Here is a 21,523-nt window from a genome sequence, read left to right on the forward strand (position 1 = left end):
AGCTCTTAAGGGGAAAAAAGAATGTATCGTAAAATCAATTGGAAAACACTCTTTTATATGGGGGTTTTCATAGCTTGTTCTACTTCACTTGTTCAAAGTGCGGCACGAAAGGCTTCCGAATATCCTGCACATGATACGGATAAAGTTGATGCAGTTGATAAGGCAACTGATGACGTGAAGAAAGCACCTGATGCAGCCGATAAAGCAGCATCTGATGTGTTGGAAAAAGCCACTGACGCTGTTGATAAGGCAACTGATGACGTGAAGAAAGCACCTGAAGCAGCCGATAAAGCAGCATCTAGCGCGGTGGAAAAAGCCACTGACGCTGTTAATAAGGCTGTTGATGCTGTGAAGGAAGCACCTGAAGCAGCCGATAAAGCAGCATCTAGCGCGGTGGAAAAAGCCACTGACGCTGTTAATAAGGCTGTTGATGCTGTGAAGGAAGCACCTGAAGCAGCTGATAAAGCAGCATCTAGCGCGGTGGAAAAAGCCACTGATGCAGTTGATAAGGCAACTGATGACGTGAAGAAAGCGCCTGAAGCAGCCGATAAAGCAGCATCTGATGCGGCGGAAAAAGCCACTGACGCTGTTGATAAGGCTGTTGATGCTGTTAAAGAAGCGCCTGAAGCAGCCGATAAAGCAGCATCTGATGTGATAGAAAAAGCCACTGACGCTGTTGATAAGGCAACTGATGCAGTGAAGAAAGCACCTGAAGCAGCTGATAAAGCAGCATCTAGCGCGGTGGAAAAAGCCACTGACGCTGTTAATAAGGCTGTTGATGCAGTGAAGAAAGCGCCTGAAGCAGCCGATAAAGCAGCATCTGATGCGGCGGAAAAAGCCACTGATGCTGTTGATAAGGCAACTGATGCTGTTAAAGAAGCGCCTGAAGCAGCCGATAAAGCAGCATCTGATGTGATAGAAAAAGCCACTGACGCTGTTAATAAGGCTGTTGATGCTGTGAAGGAAGCACCTGAAGCAGCTGATAAAGCAGCATCTGATGCAGCGGAAAAAGTCACTGATGCTGTGAAGAAAGCGCCTGAAGCAGCCGATAAAGCAGCATCTGATGCGGCGGAAAAAGCCACTGACGCTGTTAATAAGGCTGTTGATGCTGTTAAAGAAGCGCCTGAAGTAGCCGATAAAGCAGCATCTGATGTGATAGAAAAAGCCACTGACGCTGTTGATAAGGCAACTGATGCAGTGAAGAAAGCACCTGAAGCAGCTGATAAAGCAGCATCTAGCGCGGTGGAAAAAGCCACTGACGCTGTTAATAAGGCTGTTGATGCTGTAAAAGAAGCGCCTGAAGCAGCTGATAAAGCAGCATCTAGCGCGGCGGAAAAAGCCACTGATGCTGTTGATAAGGCTGTTGATGCTGTTAAAGAAGCGCCTGAAGCAGCCGATAAAGCAGCATCTGATGCGGTGGAAAAAGCCACTGACGCCGTTAATAAGGCTGTTGATGCAGTGAAGAAAGCACCTGAAGCAGCTGATAAAGCAGCATCTGATGTGGTGGAAAAAGCTACTAGTGTTGCAGAGCACCAAGGGATTATTTTAGAGAATCAACAGGCTTTATTTAAAGATTATGATTTAGATAAGCTTTTGCATAAGATACGAATGGTGCTTGAGCATAACAGTTTAAAAAATGTTAACAAGCAGTTTCACGAGCTTTTTGATACAGAAGTCTCTTCTGTTTATTCTTGTTCTTTTGAAAAGTCTGCTGTAGATGAAAAATCTCAGACTGTAAAGGAAGAGATGGAGCAGGACCATAGTACAGGTGACCAGACAAAGGTTGCTGCTGTGGAAGCTAAGGTGGAGAGCCATGACCATGAAAACAGTCAACCTTTTAACAAAGCGCATGAAGTAAGTGCTCCAATTGAAGCACATCAGAGTGACAATCTTTCTTCTTCTAAAGCTTTGTATAAGGAAGGGTATGATTTTATTCGTTCTGCTAACTATGTTGATGCTGAAAAAAGCTTTTGCGCTTTTCAAAATCGTTACAAAAAAGATCCTTTGAGTGATGATGCTTTATTTTGGTTGGCCGAATCTTTGTTGGGGCAAAAACGCTATCATGAAGCAGCACAAGTTTATCTTACCGCATGGTATGCAGATAAAAAGAAGCTCTATACCTCCGAGATTTTACTGAAATTAGCAAGAAGTATGGTCGCTCTTGAGCCAAATAAAGACGATTGTGCTCATTTTGTGAAAAAATCAAAACGTCAACAAACATTAGCATCTGTTTTTTGTAAACCTGCAAAATAAACAGCGAGGTCGTTTTCGGTGTGCGTTAGACTGGCAAGAAATCTCTTTAAAACATCGGATTTTATTCAATGTCAGAAGTTGATTCTTGCCGTCTCAGGGGGAAGTGATTCTTTGGCTTTGATGTTTTTGGTCAAAGAGCATTTGGAAACACTCGTATTTCCTCCAGAAATGATTGTTGTCACGGTTGATCATCAATTGCGTAAAGAATCGATGCGTGAGGCAGAAACTGTTGCGAAAATTTGTCGTGTCCATGATATTCAACATATCACTGTGCGATGGGAAGGCGAAAAGCCAAAGACGCATATTGCTTCCAGCGCGCGTGTTGCACGCTATGATCTCTTGGTTAAAGAAGCACAAAAACAAGGCGCATCACTTATTATGACGGGGCATACACTCAATGATCAGGTTGAGACCTATCAAATGCGGTATCAACGTCTCCAAAAGAATAGAGGTGCTTTATATAGTGAAGCTGTTGCCATGCGCGATGAGGTTTATGCCAGTGGTTTTGCTGGTATTTTGCGTGGTGAAGCCGAGGGTATACGTGATGAGGATCATACCAGAAAAACAAGAAAAAATATTGCCGAAAAAAACTATGGTCCCCTCTATGAACGTGGTTTATCCTGTATTCCGCGTGAGGCGCTGTTGCATAGAAAAGTGCGTTTGATTCGGCCACTCCTTGGTGTAAAACGCCAAACATTACGGAATTATTTACGCTTACAAGGACAAACATGGATTGATGATCCAACCAATGAAGATCGCAATTTTGAACGTGTGCGCGTGCGTCAATCTCTTTCTCCACAAAAATTGGCTTATATTGCTCAAAAAATAAATGAAGCTGCATTGCAGCGTCGTCAACAAGCCAAAAATATTGCTGATTTGATCTTAGCGCTGGATATTACTGTCCAACATGGGCGTTGTTTCATAGCAAAGCCTGCGCTGTTTTTACAGAAACATTCCAGTTTTCCTTTTGTGGTGGGGCTCTTTGCTGTGCTGATGGGAGGGGGATTTTATTTGCTCCCCAATCAGAAATTAAGCATGCTTGTTCAAAAACTCTGTCTTGATTCTCCAGAAAAGCGGCGTTTTACTTATGCGGGCTCTGTTATTGAATATAACAAGCAGGGAATTTCTTTGTGGCGTGAAGGGCGAAATATGAAAGAGGCTATTGTTGAGCCAGATAAAACTTTTATATGGGATGGGCGCTATCATATCACAAATCATGGATATGAGGCTATAAAGGTTGGAGCCGCAAATTTAGAACAGCTGAAATTTTTATTAAAAAATAGCGATTTTGAGCTTGAAAAGCCTCATTTTCCCTCTTTACAATCGCTGCTGATGATCTCAAATCATAAAGGGTATGATATTCCAGAGTTGATTTCTCAAGCAGTTGTTCATAAACATGTTATCGTCAAGCGAATTATGGCACCTTTCGATTGGCTTTCCTCACGAGAAGATGCAGCCTTGGTGAATGTTGTGGAACCTTTTTTTAATATTGAGGTGAAAAGATAAAGGAAAATTACTCTAAAAGAAAATAAACAGCTTCTCATCCCTTGGCAAGGGGCTGACAAGGTTATATGTTAAGGGGAACTGTTTGAAATCTATATTTGATTAAGTGGGCTGAATATGAATTCCAATTACCGCTCTCTCCTTATTTGGGGAGTTATTGCATTGATTTTGATTGTGTCGTTTTCTCTCTTTAATGGAGATAGCCAACGTTCTGGTGGTGGAGAAGTCTCCTATTCTGAATTTTTGCAAAAAGTTGAGAATAATGAGTTGAAATCTGTGACCATTCAAGGTCAAAAATTAACAGGAAAAACCATTGAACATAGAGCTATTTCAACCTATGCTCCTCGCGATCCAGGTTTGATACAAAAATTGGAAAGTAAAAACGTCAATGTTAAAGCTATTCCTGAAAGCTCTGGAAATAGCATTTTCCTCAATCTCCTCTTTTCCTTGTTGCCTGTTATTATTATCGTGGGGGCGTGGGTCTTTTTTATGCGGCAAATGCAAAATGGATCACGCGGTGCAATGGGATTTGGGAAATCGAAAGCAAGATTGCTTAATGAAGCGCAAGGACGTATTACCTTTAAAGATGTTGCTGGCGTAGAAGAAGCAAAGCAAGATCTTCAAGAAATTGTTGAATTTTTACGCGAACCACAAAAATTTCAACGCTTAGGGGGGCGTATCCCACGCGGTGTTTTGCTTGTTGGTCCTCCAGGAACCGGTAAAACTTTGCTAGCACGTTCTGTGGCCGGTGAAGCCAATGTGCCATTCTTTACCATTTCAGGGTCTGATTTTGTGGAAATGTTTGTTGGTGTTGGGGCAAGCCGTGTGCGCGATATGTTCGAACAGGCTAAAAAAAATGCACCTTGTATTATCTTTATTGATGAAATCGATGCTGTTGGGCGCCATAGGGGGGCTGGTCTTGGCGGTGGAAACGATGAACGTGAACAGACCTTAAACCAGTTGCTTGTCGAAATGGATGGGTTTGAGCCCAATGAAAGTATTATTCTTATTGCTGCAACAAACCGTCCCGATGTGCTTGATCCCGCTTTGTTAAGACCAGGGCGTTTCGACCGACAAGTTGTTGTGCCAAACCCTGATGTTTCTGGGCGTGAACAAATCTTGAAAGTGCATGTGCGCAACGTGCCTTTAGCGCCTAACGTTGATTTGAAAATTTTGGCAAGGGGAACACCAGGATTTTCCGGTGCGGACCTGATGAATCTGGTCAATGAAGCTGCTCTTATGGCTGCAAGCCGTAATAAAAGAGTTGTCACGATGCAAGAATTCGAAGATGCCAAAGATAAGGTGATGATGGGGGCGGAACGTCGTTCAACCGCTATGACACAAGAGGAAAAAGAACTCACTGCCTATCATGAAGCAGGACATGCTATTGTGGCTCTTAATGTGCCGGTTGCTGATCCTGTCCACAAAGCAACAATCGTTCCAAGGGGAAGAGCATTGGGAATGGTGATGCAATTGCCTGAAGGCGATCGCTATTCCATGAGTTATCGGTGGATGATTTCTCGTCTGGCCATTATGATGGGTGGACGTGTGGCTGAAGAATTAAAGTTTGGAAAGGAAAATATCACCTCCGGTGCTTCTTCTGATATTGAGCAAGCAACGAAATTAGCTCGCGCGATGATCACACGGTGGGGATTTTCTGATCTGCTTGGAAATGTAGCTTATGGCGATAACCAAGATGAAGTCTTTTTGGGTCATTCTGTTGCGCGAACACAAAATGTTTCTGAAGAAACAGCGCGCATGATTGATATGGAAGTGCGTAAGCTTATTGATGATGCCTATAAAAATGCGACAAACATTTTGAAAACAAAAAGAAAAGAATGGTTTGCTTTGGCACAAGGTTTGTTGGAATATGAGACTTTAACGGGAGCTGAAATTAACGAAGTTATTGCAGGAAAGCCTCCTTCACGCACACAGAAAGATGAGGGTGCTGCGCCACGGGGGTCTTCTGTTCCAAAAACTGGAACGGTCAGAACAGAGACAACAGTGGTGGATGAAAAAAACGCTGAAGCAGCCCCTAAAACAGTGCCTCATAAAGAAGAGACCGATAAAGGCAAGGCAGGTAAAGCAGAGGCAGCTGTTGGGAAAAAAACAGCAAAATCGGGTAATGTTGAGCTTAAGGAGGCTCAGTCTAAAGAAGTGCAATCGGATGAGACTGAGAAAAAAGCACAAAGCACAAAAGGTACTACAAAATCAGTCAACCGCTCTAAAAGTAATACTGAAAAAAAGTCCAATACTGCGGGAGATGATAAAGAAAAATAAGAATTATTTAATACCGCTTGAGTGACGATGTTTTAGGAAAACTTCTAAATTCTTTGAGAAAGGCGCAAGTTTTGTTTGCGCCTTTCTTGTAATATTTGCAAAAATATGGAAGCAAAAAATTAAGCAAAGCCGTTGTATGATGGCGGCTTTAGCATGCTACAAGGCGAGGTGGACTGTTGCTTTTCTAATGTGGTAGGGGGTTGTGAGGTTAGGCGATAGATTTCCTTGCTGATTTGGTAGGGTATGAGGTTTGGTGCTGGGTTTCTTTACGGATTTAGCAAGTGTGTGAAATTATCCGTTGGTTGTGTTAAAGGGATGTATAGAGCATTTTGAGGAGATAATATTGCTTTTATGTGTAAGGGTGTAAACATAATTGCTTGAGAGTGGTTTAGATATGTAGATGGTGAATAGGGGGCTTGATTGTCTAAATGCATGAAGGTTTAAGATCAATGATCTGATTTTATACGGGGAGAGGAGGACTATTGTACCAAGGGGGCTTGTTAGGATTTTAAGAAAAAGCCAAGGGAAGAATTATATATTAAAGGAAAGAGGCATGGTGCAAAAATATTTTGGTACAGATGGAATTCGGGGGAAAGCCAATTCATTTCCTATGACACCCGATTTTGCCATGAAGGTGGGGATGGCTGTAGGGGTTTTATTTCGCTCACAACATCAATCTCATCGTGTGGTGATTGGCAAGGATACACGATTATCTGGCTATATGTTGGAAAACGCTTTGGTTTCAGGGTTGACTGCTGCGGGGATGGAAGCTTTTTTATTGGGTCCAGTGCCAACCCCTGCTGTTGCAATGCTTTGCCGCTCTTTGCGAGCGGATCTTGGGGTGATGATTTCTGCTTCTCATAATCCGTTCTATGATAATGGAATTAAACTTTTTGGTCCTGATGGTTTTAAACTTTCAGATGATATGGAAGCCAAAATTGAACAATTGATCGATACAGATCTTTCAAAATCTTTAGCAAGTTCTGCCGAAATTGGTTATGCAAAACGGGTTGAGGGAGATATTTATCGTTATATTGAATATGCCAAACGAACTTTGCCGCGTGATGTTCGCTTAGATACTGTGCGTATTGTTGTGGATTGTGCCAATGGGGCTGCTTATAAAGCGGCTCCCCGTGCTTTATGGGAATTGGGGGCTGAGGTTTTTGCTATTCATGATGAACCCAATGGGACCAATATTAATCAAAAATGTGGATCAACCGATTTAAGCTCTTTAAAACGAAAAGTGCATGAAGTGCGTGCTGATGTGGGGATTGCTCTTGATGGAGATGGAGATCGTGTTCTCATTGTTGATGAAAAAGCACAAACGGTTGATGGAGATCAGTTGATTGCTGTAATTGCTGAAAATTGGCATAAAATGGGACGATTACGGTGCAATGGTGTTGTCACAACGATTATGTCAAATCTTGGACTAGAGCGTTTCTTGAATAGCAAAGGGTTGCACCTTGTAAGGACAAAAGTTGGAGATCGTTATGTTGTCGATGCCATGCGCCAAAAGGGATATAATGTTGGTGGTGAGGCTTCTGGCCATATCGTGCTTAGTGATTTTGGTACCACGGGTGATGGCTTGGTGGCTGCATTGCAGATTTTAGCCTGTATGAAGGAAAGTCAAAGCCCTATGAGCCAATTGTGTAAACGGTTTGAACCTGTACCGCAAATTTTAAAAAATGTAACGATTAAAAATAAAAATGTCTTGAAAAAAAATCCCGTCAAAGCGGCCATTGATCAAGCAGAGAAGCGGTTGGGAAAAGAGGCAAGGCTGGTGATCCGCGCTTCTGGGACTGAGCCGGTTATCCGTCTTATGGCTGAAGGCGATGCACAAGAAGTGTTGGATGCGGTCGTGACAGAGTTGATGGATGTTATTATTCATCATGATGTACGCATGGGGACTGCACTTGAGGAATCTTGAATTTTTTGAGAAAATTATCAGATCATCTTTGAATAAAGGTCTGATTTTAATGCGGGATTTTGGCAATTACAAAAGGTATGATTATTAACTCTGTTAGTGATGTAATAACGGTAATGGATACTCTATCTACGAACAAATTAAATAAAAAAGGGAAAAGTCCAATTCTAATAACTACAATGCGTATAGAGTTCTCTATAGTTCGTAAGATATGAAAAATATGCCTTTTTTTGATTTTCCTTTTTCTTTTACTTATTCGTAAACCGGTTATTAGTTTAACAGAGTTTGTAGGGGGTTATTAGTGTTATTCATTCTTTTTACTCGATATACAGCGGGTGCAGCGCCTCATGAACATCAAACAGCAATGGTCATTGTGGTTATATCATCTTGATGTTTCTAAGTGCCGCTGCCAATTGGAGATATGATACGCTCCTATTACGTTTAGCTCCTCCTAATTATGAACTTATACTTTTCCAATAATTAGTAGAATAATGAGAAAGAGATGAGAATGAGCAATTTTTTCACGACAGTTCTAATGTTTATAAAGTAAAAAAAGCCGTGTGATGTAAAAATAATGAACATTTTTTGTATCTTGGAAGGGTACACTCTATATTCATTTACAATTTTAAGATTTAAACATAAAAGGATTGAAGCCTTCTATAATACTGGTACGACTGAAGGGATTAGAACCGCCCATGCTCAAAAATTAAAGCGTATTCTAAGTGCTCTTGAAGGAGATGTATCGCCAAAAGATTTGAGTTATCCATCCTTTTAATTACATCTGCTAAAGGGTGATTTCAAGGATTATTAGTCAATTACTGTAAATGGAAATTGTTGCGTAATATTTCGCTTTGATAGCATAGATGTGGAAATGGTTGATTATCTAGATTGTCATCAAAAAGCAGGTCTAAACAATGATGAAGAATCCTTCACATCTCGGTGAATTATTGCGAGAAGATGTGATCAAAGAGCTTGGTTTATCCGTTAATGAAGCAGCAGAGTAGCTTGGTATATCTCGTGTAGCACTTTCTAGAGTTTTAAATGGAAAAGCCGCTATGAGTGCTAATCTTGCTATTAGGCTTGAAATGTCTGGTGTAAGCACAGCACGTGCTTGGCTTGCTATGCAAACAAATTATGATCTATCAAAAAAAAATCCTTAACAACAGTCCCATGATCAAGATTGCATAAAAGAGTTTCAAATGGCAGTTAAGTTTTTGCAACAGAAACGTATACAAGAGCTAAATCATGCGTATGAGCGTACAAGGTCAAAAGATGTAACGCGGGTAAGACAAGGAATAAAATCTTGTTTCTATAGTCTGTTTGGCTATAATAAATATAAGCAAAGGAGGGTTTTAATATATTGAGTGAAGAGGAAATTAAGCTGCGTCGCCTCTATGCTGAAAATGCATTGGCAAGCCAACGTTTAGAGGGATTAGAGCCAGATCCAAAAGTCGTTGAGCAAATGGAACGTGTTATTATTGGAGAGTTTGAAACAAGTGATATCCTCAAAGATTATATGGAGAGGGTAAAACGTGGAGAAGTATAAGGGGAGCGGTGATCCTCATACTGATCCTGAAACTGGTGTGATGTATAATCGGTTTGGTATTAAAGACAAAGCCACGCTACAACGTGTAGAATCTACGATTTCTTATGTGAAATCTTTCGAATTTGTACATACTCCTATTGGTGGTAAGTTTGATCTGGATTACATGAAAGAGATTCATAGAAGACTGTTTGGCGACATATATGAATGGGCGGGACAAGTTCGTTTAGTGGATATTGCCAAAGGCAATAGTATGTTTGCTAGTTATAATCAGATTGAAAGTTATGCACCGAAGATTACAAAAAAGCTTGCAAAAGAACAGTATCTGCGTGGTCTTGGCGCTTATGACTTTAGCCAAAGGGCTGGGTATTACATGGGCGAATTGAATGCGTTGCATCCGTTTCGAGAGGGGAATGGGCGTACTCAGCGTGAATTTATGGTGCAACTGGCTCGTGAAGCTGGTTATCATATCAACTGGAAGGGTATTGAGCGACAAGAAATGACACGTGCGTCAATTGAAGCACATTTTGGTAATTCAGAATATCTATCTGCACTCATCTATAAGAACCTTATCAAGTTTACAGAAAATAAAAGGGATGATGTTTCTCAAGGTATTGGCAAAAATATTGCTTTTGGCGTTTATCTTAATAAAGAGTGCTTGGAACAACAAAAAGAGAAGATTGAAACTCCTTGGGATAGAGAAAAGACAAGTTTTGCTAAACGTCAAAAAGAAGAACTTGAACAATTACAAAATGATTTGAATGTTGTTGCAAAAGCAACAGAACGAGAGCCATACCTTGCTGCTTATATAGATAATTCTAATCTAGAACAGAAGGTGCTAAGCGCTCTTAGAAATAAAAAATCTTACATTGATGTGTTTAAGGAGTTAAACAGTCATTTAGCATCTATTTATAGAGATCCACAAGAGGCTGCGTTTAGGATTGAGCAAACGATTTTAGCAGGTAAAGGCGATAAACTTCCTGATATTTTGGAAAGGGAACATGATAGAGCAGGCGAACTGCGTGGGTCAGATCGTTTTATCGATAAATTGAAGGCTACAGGAAAAGAACGAAAAGAAGCGCTTTATCATGTTCCTCTTGCTGTTTCTACTATGAGAGAGCTTCAATCCTTTTATAAGAATTCTTATGAGACACATATGGATAGTGTTATACGGGAGCGTGAGCGATTGAAAGTTGAGGTTCCGTCACTTTCACAAGAAGCAGTGACTTTTATGAAAAACGTTGAAGCTGGTTGTGATAGTTATTCAAAGATACCAGAGCAGGTTAATCAAGAGTTTTTAAAGCTACAAAGTGTTTTAGATAAACGTTTTGGACATGATGCCATTCATAAATATGGTTTTGATTTATCAAAAGCAATCCCCAAAGAACAGTCTTATAATAAAGAACGCATAAAAGAGTTTCAAATGGCAGTTAAGTTTTTGCAACAGAGACAACAGGAGAAAATCAACGCAATAGCGCGTGCAAGATCAATAGATATGATACGGTAAGGGCAAGGATAAAGCCTTATGCTGTATAAGCCCTATTAAGCCATACGGTAAAAGAGAGGTAATCAAAGGAGGTGTTTAATATGGGTGTGACAAAAGATGTTGTATGTGCCTGCATAGATAGGGCGTTAAAAAAAATCCGGTGAAATATTAGCAAGTTTAGGACTTACGGTGTCTGATTTCATCCGTATTGCTTTGACAAAAGTTGTTGATGAAAGAGGATTGCCGTTTGATATGTCTATTCTTCATGAGAAAACGCTTAAAACTTTCGAGAGAAGTAACAAGGGTTAAGAGAAGTAACAAGGGTTAAGAGAAGTAACAAGGGTTAAGAGAAGTGACAAGGGTAAAGAGATATAGCTGAAGATAGGTAAGATTTGTTTTGTCATTTGGATATTTGATATTTCTGATCATTCACTTCAAATTAGCTTTTCATTTACATCATTATCGTTATGGGTGTTTCCGTATATTGAATGATGTATGCAAACCGTGATTGAAATGGCAGCTTATTGAATTTCTGTGAAAGAAGAAGGCATATCGCCTGAATAATTATTTGATATTGTTTCTTTTATTGCTACTCATTCAGATGCTGGTGGTCTTATGCAAGGGTTGAGAGAAAGCCAAGGAAAGTTAGGTTTAAAAGCATAAGAGTAAAAGTGGGGGATATAAGGTTATACCCTTTTTTGGTGGTTAAAATATTCCGGTGTTGATCGAAGATATTTACAGTCAATCATCTTGAGGTAATTTGACAAAATCAGAGAGGAATGCGTTGAAGAAAATTTTTATATTGCGCCTTGATGAATATCGAAAAGAATAATAATGGATAAGGCACATAAAGCAGGACCTCGTATATTAAAAGGTGTTTGTGAAGCTTTTGTCTGAAGCTAAAGGTGAAGCGGATACTAAATTTGGTATTTATATTCCTGCAAATGTTGATGTCAAAAAAAATCAGAAAAAATATAGGGTTATAGATATCATTTTCGGCACGTTTTGGTTTTCCTGTGGGGCGCATTCGTGATTGGGAATGGGGATGATATTTTTACTTCTTTTTGCTTTCAATTCATTGAAAATGAACTTGAAGCTATGGTGGTAATTTAGCACGCGATGATATCCGCGGCTTATAATCGTGTTTTTAAGAAAGCTCTATTGGTATAGTTTTTGCTTATAAAAAAGGGTGTGAGGGGTAGCGTTTTTTTAAAAAGCATCACGGCGTTTGAAAGGGTCGTAATAGATTTCTGTTACACGAAATTTTCCTTCAAGGCGTTTACATTGGATGATGACATCAATCATCGAGATTAATAAGCCGCGGATATCATCGCGTGCTAAATTACCACCACCGTCACTTTCTTTGACTAAAAGGGTCATTTGTTCAAAGGCTGCAAGGGCTGTTGAGGCGTGGACGGTGGTAATGGAGCCGGGATGACCAGAATTGACATTACGGATATAGTAAAAGGCTGTACCATCACGCAGCTCTTGTAGAAGGATTCTGTCGGGGCGCATGCGTAAGCCTGATTCAAGCAGTTCTTTTGCGCCTGCTTTTGCTAAGCCTTGGTTATCTTTTGAATAAAAAAGTTGGACTTTGTTGGCGTGCGGAACGACAAGTTCTGGTGTGTCTTCAATGGTGAGAATTCGTTCATAGTCAGGGATTTTTGCAATCAAAGCTTTGGAGAGGGTTGTTTTACCAGAACCGGTTTTGCCCGATATTAAGATATTTTGTTGTGTAATAACGGCTCTTTCTAAAAAGGTGCAAAAATCTTTGGCGATAAAGAGATCTGTTAGCTCTTTGTCTGTATCAGAGAGTTCGGATAACCGTTCTGTCATTTGTTGCGTGGGTGTGAAACTGGTGTTTTGGGCAACAGAAAACAGATTGTTTTCATGTAAACTTTCAAGAGAAAAAGTGCGTGATGAAGGTTTACGAATGGTCATGCTAATGGTATTGGCTGCAACTGCTGGAGGCATAACAATTTGTATGCGTTCGTTGTTGGGCAGTGTTGCGGAGAGAACGGGGTTTTCTACACTGATTTTTTGTGTTGTGTAGGCAGCAACAACTTTTGCAATCCCTTCTAGTTCGCTGTAGGTTAGCTCTTTTAAGATGTGGGTTTGCCAACCATTGGGACCCTCAACGATTACTTCACCAGGGCGATTGATAACAATTTCAAATAAATTGTCGTCATTGAGGAAATCATCTAAGATCTTTAATTTTGTTAAGACGATGGAGGCGCGTTCTGCATTTTTTGCTGATGGCATAATGTGACTTTATTGGCTTAATGAAAAAAGGAATAGCTGGGAGTAGAGCGGTTTCTTTTGCTCTTTACGACTAGTTTATAGACAGAGGAAAAATCGAGATCTTTTGCTACAAAGATGTTGACGAGTTCGCCTTGAAATTTTTCTAAGGTAGGAGGGATGTTGATTTGATTTTCAAGAGCAATACTGGCGGCCTCTTTTCCAGTGTTGTTTGCGCCTTCAAAACCGCCACCTCCAGAGTTGTTTGAACCTTCTTTATTGGAATTGCCTACTATTTTATTTGTTAAAACTGTTGTGGCACCATCAATAACGGTGAGTAAAAGGGAAGAGCCAAAGCGTTCCCACCAATGGGTGTTGATGTTGCCATCAAAACCGGCTCTGCCTAAACTGTCTGTTGCTGGTGAGGCAAGGTCGATGATGACACCGGTTGGGGTTTTTGCTCTTGTCCAGAGTACAAAGAGGCGAGATTGACCTTGTTTTATCCCTCCGCGGTATTCGCCAATCACTTGGGTTCCTTTATCAAGCAAAACAACGCGCCCATTGTCAGAGAGGATATCACGGTTGATGATGCAGCTTGCAAAGCCTGGTTGCTCACTGTTTAATGCGGTTTCTAAGATACAGGGAATAGAGGTTCCCATGGCGATGATAAAGTTTCTATTGCCGATGAGTTTTGCTTTTGTTTCTTCTGTTTTGGTAGGCTTTAATAGGGTTGCAAAATTTTGTGTGTCTTGAAGGGCAGGAGAATTTTGCGCATTCGCGAGATTTTCGAGGGCATGGAATTTTTCAAGGGGGTTGAGAGTCGTGTTGACAATGTCTTTTAATTGAGATTTAGAACCTTTGGCAAAAGCTAAAACAGGGGCGCGTCTTGCGGCATCAAGTAGTGGGTCATCTTTTTTGGGTTCTTGTGCGAGTGGTTGTGGGGGTGGTAAGGTTATTGGTGCTATGTTGGCACGCGGGTCAGAGGGCGCAAGCTCTAAAGGGGCGAGGGAATTGTGAAAGTTTTGTGCTTGTTTTTTATGAGCTTTTGCGGTGTCTTTTTGTTCTGTGGGGGTGGATAAGATGTTCCAGAGCACATAGCCGCAGATTCCTATACAGGCGATTGCGACAACTATTTTTTTGCCGGCGGTTTTGGCGCTATTGTTTTTGCCATCCCCAATAGATCCTCGATCTTCGATGATTGGTTTATCACTCATGTGTTGTCCCCTTCAATTCCCGCTTATTTAAAGATCTGATGCAATTTTACGTTCAACAGATGGTGAGGTTGTTCCGGTATTTGGATTTGTGCCTTTTGGTTGATAGGCTTCGTTAAAGACGCATAGGACGTTTTTTCCCTGTCTTAGGGTGAAGCGTGCGCTAATGGCATGGACAATCACCATGTTGCCTCTTGTGGTTTTGGGAACCAGCGATTCTGTACCGTCATTGCTGACAATGTAAATGGCGGGGATTTCTTGGTTGTCTGGAAATGTAAATGTTGTTGTTTTGCCATTGTCATAAACAGAGGAGGGTTCAAGAGTGATAGAGCCTTGAGCGGTGTAAGCCCAATTGCGTGGTCCGTAGGTTTCAGAAGCGTTGAAGACATTATCGATACGCTGGGCTTGTTGTTTTTCTTGTCGCATAAGGGCTGCGAGTCTTCTTTGTTCTGCTTCCTCTTGTGGGTAGCGAAATTTCACAAGGAAATATGTTTCTTGTCCAGAGGAAATTTCTCCATCTTTAATGATGAGTTCAAATTGATAAGAGCGCTTTGAGCCATCAAGCTTTGTGGTGACGACTTGGAGATTGGTAATGGGTTGGACTTCCCGCGCTTTGAGGAAAAGAATATTGCCAGCGGGGGCGACTTCCCATGCAACGCTGTTGCCAATTGCTACATGGGCAATTTCTTCATTGGGAGAAAATTCTATTTGTACCGATGAGCGTATGGAGCCAATAATTTTTGTGACATTATAGGCATCATAGTTGATAAAGCGAATGCGGCTATCGCTTGGCGCACGAGTGGGAAAAATACTGGCATGGCTAGGCGTTAAAGAAAGGGTAATAGCGATGTTAAGAATGAGAAAAAGAATTTTTTTTGTCATGATCAGTTGACCACTTCCGGATCGGTTCTATATTCACTAACAATAAACCCTAGAGGATTTATCAAACGGTTTTGGACAGAGATAGGGGCATTGATGTATTCAAAGGTAAGTGTTGCAACCCAGTGGGTGATGAATTCTTTGTTGTTGTCGTTGTCATGAATGGTTCTGTAGTAACGCACTTGGGCGACATCGTCATTGATAAAGGAGATTGATTTTATTGTTATTGTAACGGCGGCGTGTTTATAGAGAATTTGAGGACTTTGGGGATTTCTTGCTCCATACCAGCTGGCAAATCTTTCCTGTTCTTCTGAAGAAGAGAGGAGGGAGACGGTTTGGAAGTTGTGTTGTGTTTCTTCTGTGGTGAAGCCTTCACGGGAGCGGACATATTTTGCAGCAAAGTAGCGTGTGATTGCTTCATCGACATTGGTGGGACCTTCTTTTAGGGCTTCCACAACTTCGGTGATGCCAGTTGAATTGTCGACGCGAATGACAAAAGGTTCCACGGTTTTAAGGGGCGTGAGGGTGATGACCGCGAGAGAAGACATTATTGCAACCGCAACCGCGATGCCGGCAATGGCAAGGGAGACGCGGGTGGTGCGGCGTGAAGCGAGCATGCGGTCTTGATCAAACGAGCGCGCTTCGGCAATATATTGTTCTACGTCTTTTTCTTTCATGCTTTTTTTCCGCAATCTTTGTAGGATTTTATTTCTTCATCCGTTAATTTTTGTGCCAGAAGCGTTTCCAGCTTACCTTCTACGGGTGAAGGGGTGTTGTTACTGATGATAATGGGCGTGGGCGTGGGTTTTTTCCCTTCCCAATTCCACATTGATCTGTTGAGTGGACGTTTAGAATATCCATCACATTTTGGGAGTGACTTCAGTGTGTTTGGTGAAGACATACAGCCACTGAGAAAGAGAAATGGTAAGATAATCCCAATTTTTTTAAATTCCCGCATTTTCATTTTAGACCTTTTTTAATAGTGATGCTAATTTTTTAATGCCCCTTGTTGCTGCATTAGCAGCTCGTCCACTTAGTTGAGCTGTTGCTTTAGCGACTGGTCCTGAGCCTGTAAGAGAAGCCCCCCCAGAGGCTAAAGCTGATGCGATATCAGGGAGTCTGAGGAAAAGGTAAATACCACCAAGACCAACAACCAAGAACTGAATTAAAGTAGTGAAGATATTTTTAATATCTCCTGAAAAAACTTTCATTGAAATGTTAACATATAAACCACCAAGCAGCACGACTAACACATATAAAATGATGAAGTTTGCGACTTGCCCTAACCATGCTTCTGTGAATTTTCTGGTTGAGGAAAACATATAGAGGCTTATGAAGAGTGGTCCTATTGATAGGACAAGAAACAAACCCAATTTAGCAAATAATGAAACAACAAAACCGACTAGACAAAAAAAGGCAGCAGCAACTAGGCAGATAAAACCAGCAATCCATGTCGCAATAAACATCCCCATTTGAGTCAGACCTGTGTACTGGTTTGCTGCGTCCAAAACCTGTGCTCCAGCTTGGTTCATCATATTATCCCATACATTTCGATCCACATGTGCTCCTTGTGTGACATTTGCAATGGCATTCGGCAGATCATGGAAAAATATATCCCTGACCCACTCATTATAAAGAGCAGCGTTTGTAGCAAGTGTAACAATGATGCCCAGTTTGAAAGTTGTCGCTATAAACTCCCACAGTGGCATGGAAGAACGCCCATAGATGATATTGTAGCCCATAAATATAATATAGATTGTACAAGACAGCTTAAGCGGAGCACCTAAGCTTGATGAAAGATTGGAAATGGCGTTATTCATTGTATCTGTAATGGGATCCATCAACATATTGTCTATCTTAGTAAAGACGCCTTTGCTTTCTACTGCCATTGAGATGCTCCGCTCTTCATCGTGTTTTAATGGTTATTTTGTTTTTTTTCAGCGCGCTCTTTTGCTTCTTGTTCTTCCTCAGCACGTCGTTTTGCTTCTTGTTCAGCTAGTATTTTCTTAGTATTAGCTCTCATTTTTTCAAGTCTGGCTTTTTGTTCAGCTTCAAATTCTTCATATCTTTTGCGATTTTCTTCTGCAATTTTACGACTTCTTTCTGCTTCTTTTGCTTCATATTCTTTCTGAAGTTCTAAAAATGCTAACCGCATGTTTTCACAATTCTTTGAAGTTCCTGCAAATCCACATTTCGCATCCCACTCGAAGCGTAAATTTTTATCTTTTTTAAATTCTGCAACGCTATAGGTTTTTTCACATCCAGCAGCGATAATTCCAGTGCCAAGTAGCAATGTTGTTATGAGAACTTTATTCATCAATATTTCCCCTTTTTCCTTTCAGTTTTACAAGGTTTGAGCACAATCTTTAAATTCTGCTTGTGTTATCGGTTTTTATAACCAGTGATGATAAATCTAGGGCAGCGACATAATGTTGCCATAAATCTATTGTATAGTCTGTAAGGTTCTTTAAGTTGAGCAGCTAAAGCGCAATAGCGATGTGTAATGGTGCTATCCATTGTCTTTGTAAGGGAATGCATTACAGTATCATCTATGTCAGTAAATACACCGTTGGTTTCTATTGCCATTTAGATGCTCCGCTATTCATTATGTGTTTTTATAATTTAATCGTTATTTTGTTTTTTCGCTCTTCGTTCTTCTTCAGCACGTTCTTTCGCTTCTTGTTCGGCTTGCAATTTTTTAGTCTCAGCCTCCATTTTTTCAAGATCGGCTTCCATTTGAGCTCTAGCCTTTTCCATAGCTTTATCAAATTTTTCTTGATCTTTACGCGCTCTTTCTTCAGCCTTTGCTTCATATTCCTTTTCAAGTTCAAGTTGTGCTAATCTTAGAGTTTCACAATTTTTTGAAGTTCCTGCTAATCCACATTTAGCAATCCACTCTTCCATCAACGTTGGATTTTTTTTAAATTCTGCGACGCTGTAAGTTTTTTCACAGCCAGCGGTGATGAGCCCTGTGCAAAGTAGCAATGTTGTTATGAGAACTTTATTCATCAATATTTCCCCTTTTTCCTTTCAGTTTTACAAGGTTTGAGCACAATCTTTAAATTCTGCTTGTGTTATCGGTTGTTTTACAACCAGTGATGATAAATCTAGGGCACAGACATATTGTTGCCATAAATCTATTGTATAGTCTGTAAGGTTCTTTAAGTTGAGCAGCTAAAGCGCAATAGATGTTATCCATTGTTTTTGTAATGGGATCCATTAACATATTGTCTATCTTAGTGAATATGCCTTTGCTTTCTACTGCCATTGAGATGCTCCGCTCTTCATTATGTCTTAATGGTTATTTTGTTTTTTTTCAGCGCGCTCTTTTGCTTCTTGTTCTTCCTCAGCACGCTCTTTCGCTTCTTGTTCAGCTAATTTTTTTTTAGTATTAGCTTCCATTTTTTGAAGTCTGGCTCTCATTTCGGCTTCGGAATCTCTAATCATTTTTTGAAACTTTTCATCATCTTCACGCTCTCTTTCTGCTGCTTTTGCTTCATATTCTTTTTCAAGTTCTAAAAATGCTAACCGCATGTTTTCACAATTCTTTGAAGTTCCTGCAAATCCACATTTCGCATCCCACTCTAGGCGTAATTTTTCATCTTTTTTAAATTCAGCGACGCTATAGGTTTTTTCACAGCCAGCAGCGATAATTCCAGTGCCAAGTAGCAATGTTGTTATGAGAACTTTATTCATCAATATTTCCCCTTTTTCCTTTCAGTTTTACAAGGTTTGAGCACAATCTTTAAATTCTGCTTGTGTTATCGGTTTTTTTAAACCAGTGATGATAAATCTAGGGCACAGACATAATGTTGCCATAAATCTATTGTATAGTCTGTAAGGTTCTTTAAGTTGAGCAGCTAAAGCGCAATAGCGATGTGTAATGGCGCTATCCATTATTTTTGTAAGGGAATGCATTACAGTATTATCTATCCAAGTAAATACACCTTTGGTTTCTATTGCCATTTAGATGCTCCGCTATTTGTTGTGTATTTTATAATTTAATTGTTATTTTGTTGTTGTTCAGCGCGCTCTTTTGCTTCTCTTTCGGCTTGTTCTTTTGCTTTTTCTTCAGCTTTTCTTTTTTCCATTTCAGCTTTTCTTTTTTCAAAATCAATTTTCCATTTTTCATGTCTAGCTTCTATTTCGGCTTCATATCTTTCCATCGCTTTACGATCTTCTTCTTCGCGTTCACGCGCTCTTTCTTCAGCTTTTGCTTCATATTCCTTTTCAAGTTCAAGTTGTGCTAATCTTAAGTTTTCACAATTTTTTGAAGTTCCTGCGAATCCACATTTAGCATTCCACTCTTCCATCAATTTTTTATCTTTTTTAAATTCTGCAACGCTATAGGTTTTTTCACAACCAGCGGTGATGAGCCCTGTGCAAAGTAGCAATGTTGTTATGAGAACTTTATTCATAGATATTTCCCCTTCTTTCTTTCAGTTTTTGAGGTTTGAGCACAATCTTTAAATTCTGCTATGTTCTGGTTTTTTATAACCAGTGATGATAAATCTAGGGCACAGACATAATGTTGTCATAAATATATTATAAAGTGCACAAAGCTCTTTAAGTTGAGCAGCTAAAGCGCAATAGCGATGTGTAATGGCTTTATCCATTGTCTCTGTAATTGGCTTCATTAACATATCATCTATATCAGTAAATACGCCTTTCGTTATTATTGCCATTTAGATGCTCCACTCTTCATTGTATATTTTTATAATTTAATGGTTATTTTGTTGTTGTTCAGCTTCTCTTTTAGCGCGTTCTCTTGCTTCTCGTTTAGCTCTCATTTTTTCAATCCAAGCGTCTTGTTCAGCTTTCAATTTTTCCATTGATTTGCGATTTTCTTCGTCAATTTTACGACTTCTTTCTGCTGCTTTTGCTTCATACTCTTTCTGAAGTTCTAAAAATGCTAACCGCATGTTTTCACAATTTTTTGAAGTTCCTGCAAATCCACATTTCGCATCCCACTCGAAGCGTAAATTTTTATCTTTTTTAAATTCTGCGACGCTATAGGTTTTTTCACATCCAGCAGCGATAATTCCAGTGCAAAGCAGCAATGTTGTTATGAGAACTTTATTCATGATTAATGACTGTCCTGTTGTTGTTTAGCGCGCTCTTCTGCTTCTCGTTCGGCTTGTTCTTTTGCTTTTTCTTTAGCTTTCCATTTTTCATGTTCAGCTTTTTGTTTAGCCATAAGTTCATCCATCGCTTTGTTGAAGCTCTCTGCCGCTTTCCGGCTTCTTTCTTCAGCTTTGGCGTCATATTCTTTTTGAAGTTCTAAAAATGCTAACCGCATGTTTTCACAATTTTTTGAAGTCCCTGCGAATCCACATTTAGCATCCCACTCTAGGCGTAAATTTTTATCTTTTTTAAATTCTGCGACGCTATAGGTTTTTTCACATCCAGCCGTGATGAGCCCTGTGCAAAGCAGCAGTGTGGTGATGACGATTTTCTTCATGGCGTGCTCCAGATCTTATCTATTCTTTTCTGATCCTCTTTAATTCTAGCTCGCCATTCAGCGTCTTCTTTAATTCTCCGTTTTTCAGCTTCAGCTTCCCATTTTTCAATTCGTTCTTCTTCAGCGCGTCGCTTTGCTTCTTGTTCTGCTTTCCATTTTTCATGTTCAGCTTTTCTTTTAGCTTCTTCTTCTTTTTGCTTTTTTTCCCATTCTTCTCTACGTTTACGGTTTTCTTCTTCAGCCTTTTTCCTGCGTTCTGTCGCAAGTTCGTGATCGGCTACTCTTACATTTTCACAATTTTTTGAAGTTCCTGACCATCCACATCTCACAGCCCATTCTTCAAATAATTTTTTATCTTTTTTAAATTCTGCGACGCTATAAGTTTTTTCACAACCAGCTGTGATGAGCCCTGTGCAAAGTAGCAATGTTGTTATGAGAACTTTATTCATTATTTATTGTCCTGTTTCTTTTCAGATTCTTGTTTATCGTCATTTGTCGAGCCAGTTCTCCCCCATCCCCATGTTGGAAGACTCTCACGATAAGCTTGCTCTGCATTTTTACAATTTTGCGAATCGAGATCCCCTGATGTCATACATTTCATTTTCCATTTTTCGTATAATTTGTGATCTTTCTTAAATTCTTCTACGCTATGGGTTTTTTCGCAACCAGCAGCGAGAAGCCCTGTGCAAAGTAGCAATGTTGTTATGATGATCTTGTTCATATTCAAGCCCCTCTTTTTTACTCT

General features: G+C 40.1%; 23 protein-coding genes and 2 pseudogenes. 9 read left to right on the plus strand and 16 right to left on the minus strand.

The features are described from left to right. The first annotated feature begins 21 nt into the window (after positions 1-21). The 9 genes and pseudogenes from ACFIKX_RS00465 to ACFIKX_RS00505 all read left to right on the plus strand — a co-directional run bounded on the left by ACFIKX_RS00465 (position 22) and on the right by ACFIKX_RS00505 (position 12,022). A complete protein-coding gene (locus tag ACFIKX_RS00465) occupies positions 22-2,253 on the plus strand; it encodes a tol-pal system protein (RefSeq protein WP_375661185.1) in 2,232 nt (743 codons plus the stop codon). An 18-nt stretch (positions 2,254-2,271) separates the two neighbouring features. Next, positions 2,272-3,759 (plus strand): tRNA lysidine(34) synthetase TilS, encoded by a 1,488-nt coding sequence (tilS, locus tag ACFIKX_RS00470; protein WP_375628010.1) that lies wholly within the window; start codon positions 2,272-2,274, stop codon positions 3,757-3,759. Positions 3,760-3,873: 114 nt separating this feature from the next. Continuing rightward, positions 3,874-6,036, plus strand: coding sequence for an ATP-dependent zinc metalloprotease FtsH (gene ftsH, locus ACFIKX_RS00475; protein WP_375628012.1), 2,163 nt, complete (start codon positions 3,874-3,876; stop codon positions 6,034-6,036). A 553-nt stretch (positions 6,037-6,589) separates the two neighbouring features. After that, entirely contained in the window at positions 6,590-7,963 is a 1,374-nt protein-coding gene (glmM, locus tag ACFIKX_RS00480; protein WP_375628014.1) for a phosphoglucosamine mutase, read from the plus strand. A gap of 911 nt (positions 7,964-8,874) precedes the next feature. Continuing rightward, positions 8,875-9,120 (plus strand): annotated as a pseudogene (locus ACFIKX_RS00485) (HigA family addiction module antitoxin). Between the two features lie 200 nt (positions 9,121-9,320). Beyond that, positions 9,321-9,506 carry an antitoxin VbhA family protein gene (locus ACFIKX_RS00490; RefSeq protein WP_375628016.1) on the plus strand — a complete coding sequence of 62 codons (186 nt, stop codon included), beginning with the start codon at positions 9,321-9,323 and terminating at the stop codon, positions 9,504-9,506. Beyond that, positions 9,493-11,010, plus strand: a complete 1,518-nt coding sequence (gene vbhT / locus ACFIKX_RS00495) for a type II toxin-antitoxin system protein adenylyltransferase VbhT (protein ID WP_375628017.1) — start codon at positions 9,493-9,495, stop codon at positions 11,008-11,010. The genes ACFIKX_RS00490 and vbhT overlap by 14 nt, the downstream gene beginning before the upstream one ends. 168 nt (positions 11,011-11,178) lie before the next feature. Further along, positions 11,179-11,298 carry a type II toxin-antitoxin system RelB/DinJ family antitoxin gene (locus ACFIKX_RS00500; protein WP_375628019.1) on the plus strand — a complete coding sequence of 40 codons (120 nt, stop codon included), beginning with the start codon at positions 11,179-11,181 and terminating at the stop codon, positions 11,296-11,298. 580 nt (positions 11,299-11,878) lie between these two features. Next, the gene (locus tag ACFIKX_RS00505) at positions 11,879-12,022 is read left to right on the plus strand and encodes a hypothetical protein (protein ID WP_375628021.1); all 144 of its coding nucleotides are present in this window, start codon (positions 11,879-11,881) and stop codon (positions 12,020-12,022) included. 176 nt (positions 12,023-12,198) lie between these two features. On the opposite strand, the gene virB11 is transcribed toward ACFIKX_RS00505, so the two are convergent. The 16 genes and pseudogenes from virB11 to ACFIKX_RS00585 form a co-directional block, all read right to left on the minus strand. Beyond that, positions 12,199-13,251: a P-type DNA transfer ATPase VirB11 gene (gene virB11 / locus ACFIKX_RS00510; protein WP_375622633.1), complete on the minus strand. Its 1,053-nt coding sequence runs from the start codon at positions 13,249-13,251 to the stop codon at positions 12,199-12,201. A gap of 17 nt (positions 13,252-13,268) precedes the next feature. After that, positions 13,269-14,441, minus strand: a complete 1,173-nt coding sequence (gene virB10, locus ACFIKX_RS00515) for a type IV secretion system protein VirB10 (protein ID WP_375628024.1) — start codon at positions 14,439-14,441, stop codon at positions 13,269-13,271. A 27-nt stretch (positions 14,442-14,468) separates the two neighbouring features. Beyond that, positions 14,469-15,320, minus strand: coding sequence for a P-type conjugative transfer protein VirB9 (gene virB9 / locus ACFIKX_RS00520; RefSeq protein ID WP_375628026.1), 852 nt, complete (start codon positions 15,318-15,320; stop codon positions 14,469-14,471). Positions 15,321-15,322: 2 nt separating this feature from the next. Beyond that, complete coding sequence (locus tag ACFIKX_RS00525; protein WP_375628027.1) at positions 15,323-15,994, minus strand: virB8 family protein; 672 nt, start codon at positions 15,992-15,994, stop codon at positions 15,323-15,325. Then, positions 15,991-16,275 carry a type IV secretion protein VblB7 gene (locus ACFIKX_RS00530; protein ID WP_375628062.1) on the minus strand — a complete coding sequence of 95 codons (285 nt, stop codon included), beginning with the start codon at positions 16,273-16,275 and terminating at the stop codon, positions 15,991-15,993. Before ACFIKX_RS00530 ends, ACFIKX_RS00525 begins: the two co-directional genes overlap by 4 nt. A gap of 7 nt (positions 16,276-16,282) precedes the next feature. Next, positions 16,283-17,206 (minus strand): type IV secretion system protein, encoded by a 924-nt coding sequence (locus ACFIKX_RS00535; RefSeq protein ID WP_375628029.1) that lies wholly within the window; start codon positions 17,204-17,206, stop codon positions 16,283-16,285. A 26-nt stretch (positions 17,207-17,232) separates the two neighbouring features. Continuing rightward, a complete protein-coding gene (locus ACFIKX_RS00540; RefSeq protein ID WP_375628031.1) occupies positions 17,233-17,634 on the minus strand; it encodes an EexN family lipoprotein in 402 nt (133 codons plus the stop codon). A gap of 305 nt (positions 17,635-17,939) precedes the next feature. Continuing rightward, a complete protein-coding gene (locus tag ACFIKX_RS00545) occupies positions 17,940-18,326 on the minus strand; it encodes an EexN family lipoprotein (protein ID WP_375628033.1) in 387 nt (128 codons plus the stop codon). Between the two features lie 285 nt (positions 18,327-18,611). Then, complete coding sequence (locus tag ACFIKX_RS00550; protein WP_375628034.1) at positions 18,612-19,013, minus strand: EexN family lipoprotein; 402 nt, start codon at positions 19,011-19,013, stop codon at positions 18,612-18,614. 27 nt (positions 19,014-19,040) lie between these two features. Beyond that, the gene (locus tag ACFIKX_RS00555; RefSeq protein ID WP_375628036.1) at positions 19,041-19,283 is read right to left on the minus strand and encodes a hypothetical protein; all 243 of its coding nucleotides are present in this window, start codon (positions 19,281-19,283) and stop codon (positions 19,041-19,043) included. A gap of 35 nt (positions 19,284-19,318) precedes the next feature. After that, positions 19,319-19,735, minus strand: a complete 417-nt coding sequence (locus tag ACFIKX_RS00560; protein ID WP_375628038.1) for an EexN family lipoprotein — start codon at positions 19,733-19,735, stop codon at positions 19,319-19,321. Between the two features lie 48 nt (positions 19,736-19,783). Continuing rightward, positions 19,784-20,002, minus strand: a complete 219-nt coding sequence (locus ACFIKX_RS00565) for a hypothetical protein (RefSeq protein ID WP_375628039.1) — start codon at positions 20,000-20,002, stop codon at positions 19,784-19,786. A 36-nt stretch (positions 20,003-20,038) separates the two neighbouring features. Beyond that, entirely contained in the window at positions 20,039-20,401 is a 363-nt protein-coding gene (locus tag ACFIKX_RS00570; protein WP_375628040.1) for an EexN family lipoprotein, read from the minus strand. 2 nt (positions 20,402-20,403) lie between these two features. After that, on the minus strand, positions 20,404-20,778 hold the full coding sequence (locus ACFIKX_RS00575; RefSeq protein ID WP_375628042.1) for an EexN family lipoprotein: 375 nt from the start codon (positions 20,776-20,778) through the stop codon (positions 20,404-20,406). A 137-nt stretch (positions 20,779-20,915) separates the two neighbouring features. Next, positions 20,916-21,227: pseudogene (locus ACFIKX_RS00580) on the minus strand (EexN family lipoprotein); the annotation flags it as partial. Further along, the gene (locus tag ACFIKX_RS00585) at positions 21,227-21,499 is read right to left on the minus strand and encodes an EexN family lipoprotein (protein ID WP_375628044.1); all 273 of its coding nucleotides are present in this window, start codon (positions 21,497-21,499) and stop codon (positions 21,227-21,229) included. The gene ACFIKX_RS00585 and the pseudogene ACFIKX_RS00580, both read right to left, overlap by 1 nt. Positions 21,500-21,523: the final 24 nt, after the last annotated feature.

Source organism: Bartonella sp. CM86QHHN (genome assembly GCF_042194695.1).
In the GTDB taxonomy this organism is placed as follows: Bacteria; Pseudomonadota; Alphaproteobacteria; order Rhizobiales; family Rhizobiaceae; genus Bartonella.

Excerpts from the sequence above, each read along its gene's own strand:
- ACFIKX_RS00525 (WP_375628027.1), bottom strand. The coding sequence starts at position 15,994 with ATGAAAGAAAAAGACGTAGAACAATATATTGCCGAAGCGCGCTCGTTT.
- virB9 (WP_375628026.1), bottom strand. The coding sequence starts at position 15,320 with ATGACAAAAAAAATTCTTTTTCTCATTCTTAACATCGCTATTACCCTT.
- glmM (WP_375628014.1), top strand. The coding sequence starts at position 6,590 with ATGGTGCAAAAATATTTTGGTACAGATGGAATTCGGGGGAAAGCCAAT.
- ACFIKX_RS00585 (WP_375628044.1), bottom strand. The coding sequence starts at position 21,499 with ATGAACAAGATCATCATAACAACATTGCTACTTTGCACAGGGCTTCTC.
- virB10 (WP_375628024.1), bottom strand. The coding sequence starts at position 14,441 with ATGAGTGATAAACCAATCATCGAAGATCGAGGATCTATTGGGGATGGC.
- ACFIKX_RS00530 (WP_375628062.1), bottom strand. The coding sequence starts at position 16,275 with ATGCGGGAATTTAAAAAAATTGGGATTATCTTACCATTTCTCTTTCTC.
- ACFIKX_RS00575 (WP_375628042.1), bottom strand. The coding sequence starts at position 20,778 with ATGAAGAAAATCGTCATCACCACACTGCTGCTTTGCACAGGGCTCATC.
- ACFIKX_RS00555 (WP_375628036.1), bottom strand. The coding sequence starts at position 19,283 with ATGGCAATAGAAACCAAAGGTGTATTTACTTGGATAGATAATACTGTA.
- ACFIKX_RS00565 (WP_375628039.1), bottom strand. The coding sequence starts at position 20,002 with ATGGCAATAATAACGAAAGGCGTATTTACTGATATAGATGATATGTTA.
- ACFIKX_RS00535 (WP_375628029.1), bottom strand. The coding sequence starts at position 17,206 with ATGGCAGTAGAAAGCAAAGGCGTCTTTACTAAGATAGACAATATGTTG.
- ACFIKX_RS00540 (WP_375628031.1), bottom strand. The coding sequence starts at position 17,634 with ATGAATAAAGTTCTCATAACAACATTGCTACTTGGCACTGGAATTATC.
- ACFIKX_RS00550 (WP_375628034.1), bottom strand. The coding sequence starts at position 19,013 with ATGAATAAAGTTCTCATAACAACATTGCTACTTGGCACTGGAATTATC.
- ACFIKX_RS00465 (WP_375661185.1), top strand. The coding sequence starts at position 22 with ATGTATCGTAAAATCAATTGGAAAACACTCTTTTATATGGGGGTTTTC.
- virB11 (WP_375622633.1), bottom strand. The coding sequence starts at position 13,251 with ATGCCATCAGCAAAAAATGCAGAACGCGCCTCCATCGTCTTAACAAAA.
- ACFIKX_RS00560 (WP_375628038.1), bottom strand. The coding sequence starts at position 19,735 with ATGAATAAAGTTCTCATAACAACATTGCTACTTTGCACAGGGCTCATC.
- ftsH (WP_375628012.1), top strand. The coding sequence starts at position 3,874 with ATGAATTCCAATTACCGCTCTCTCCTTATTTGGGGAGTTATTGCATTG.
- ACFIKX_RS00570 (WP_375628040.1), bottom strand. The coding sequence starts at position 20,401 with ATGAATAAAGTTCTCATAACAACATTGCTGCTTTGCACTGGAATTATC.
- ACFIKX_RS00545 (WP_375628033.1), bottom strand. The coding sequence starts at position 18,326 with ATGAATAAAGTTCTCATAACAACATTGCTACTTTGCACAGGGCTCATC.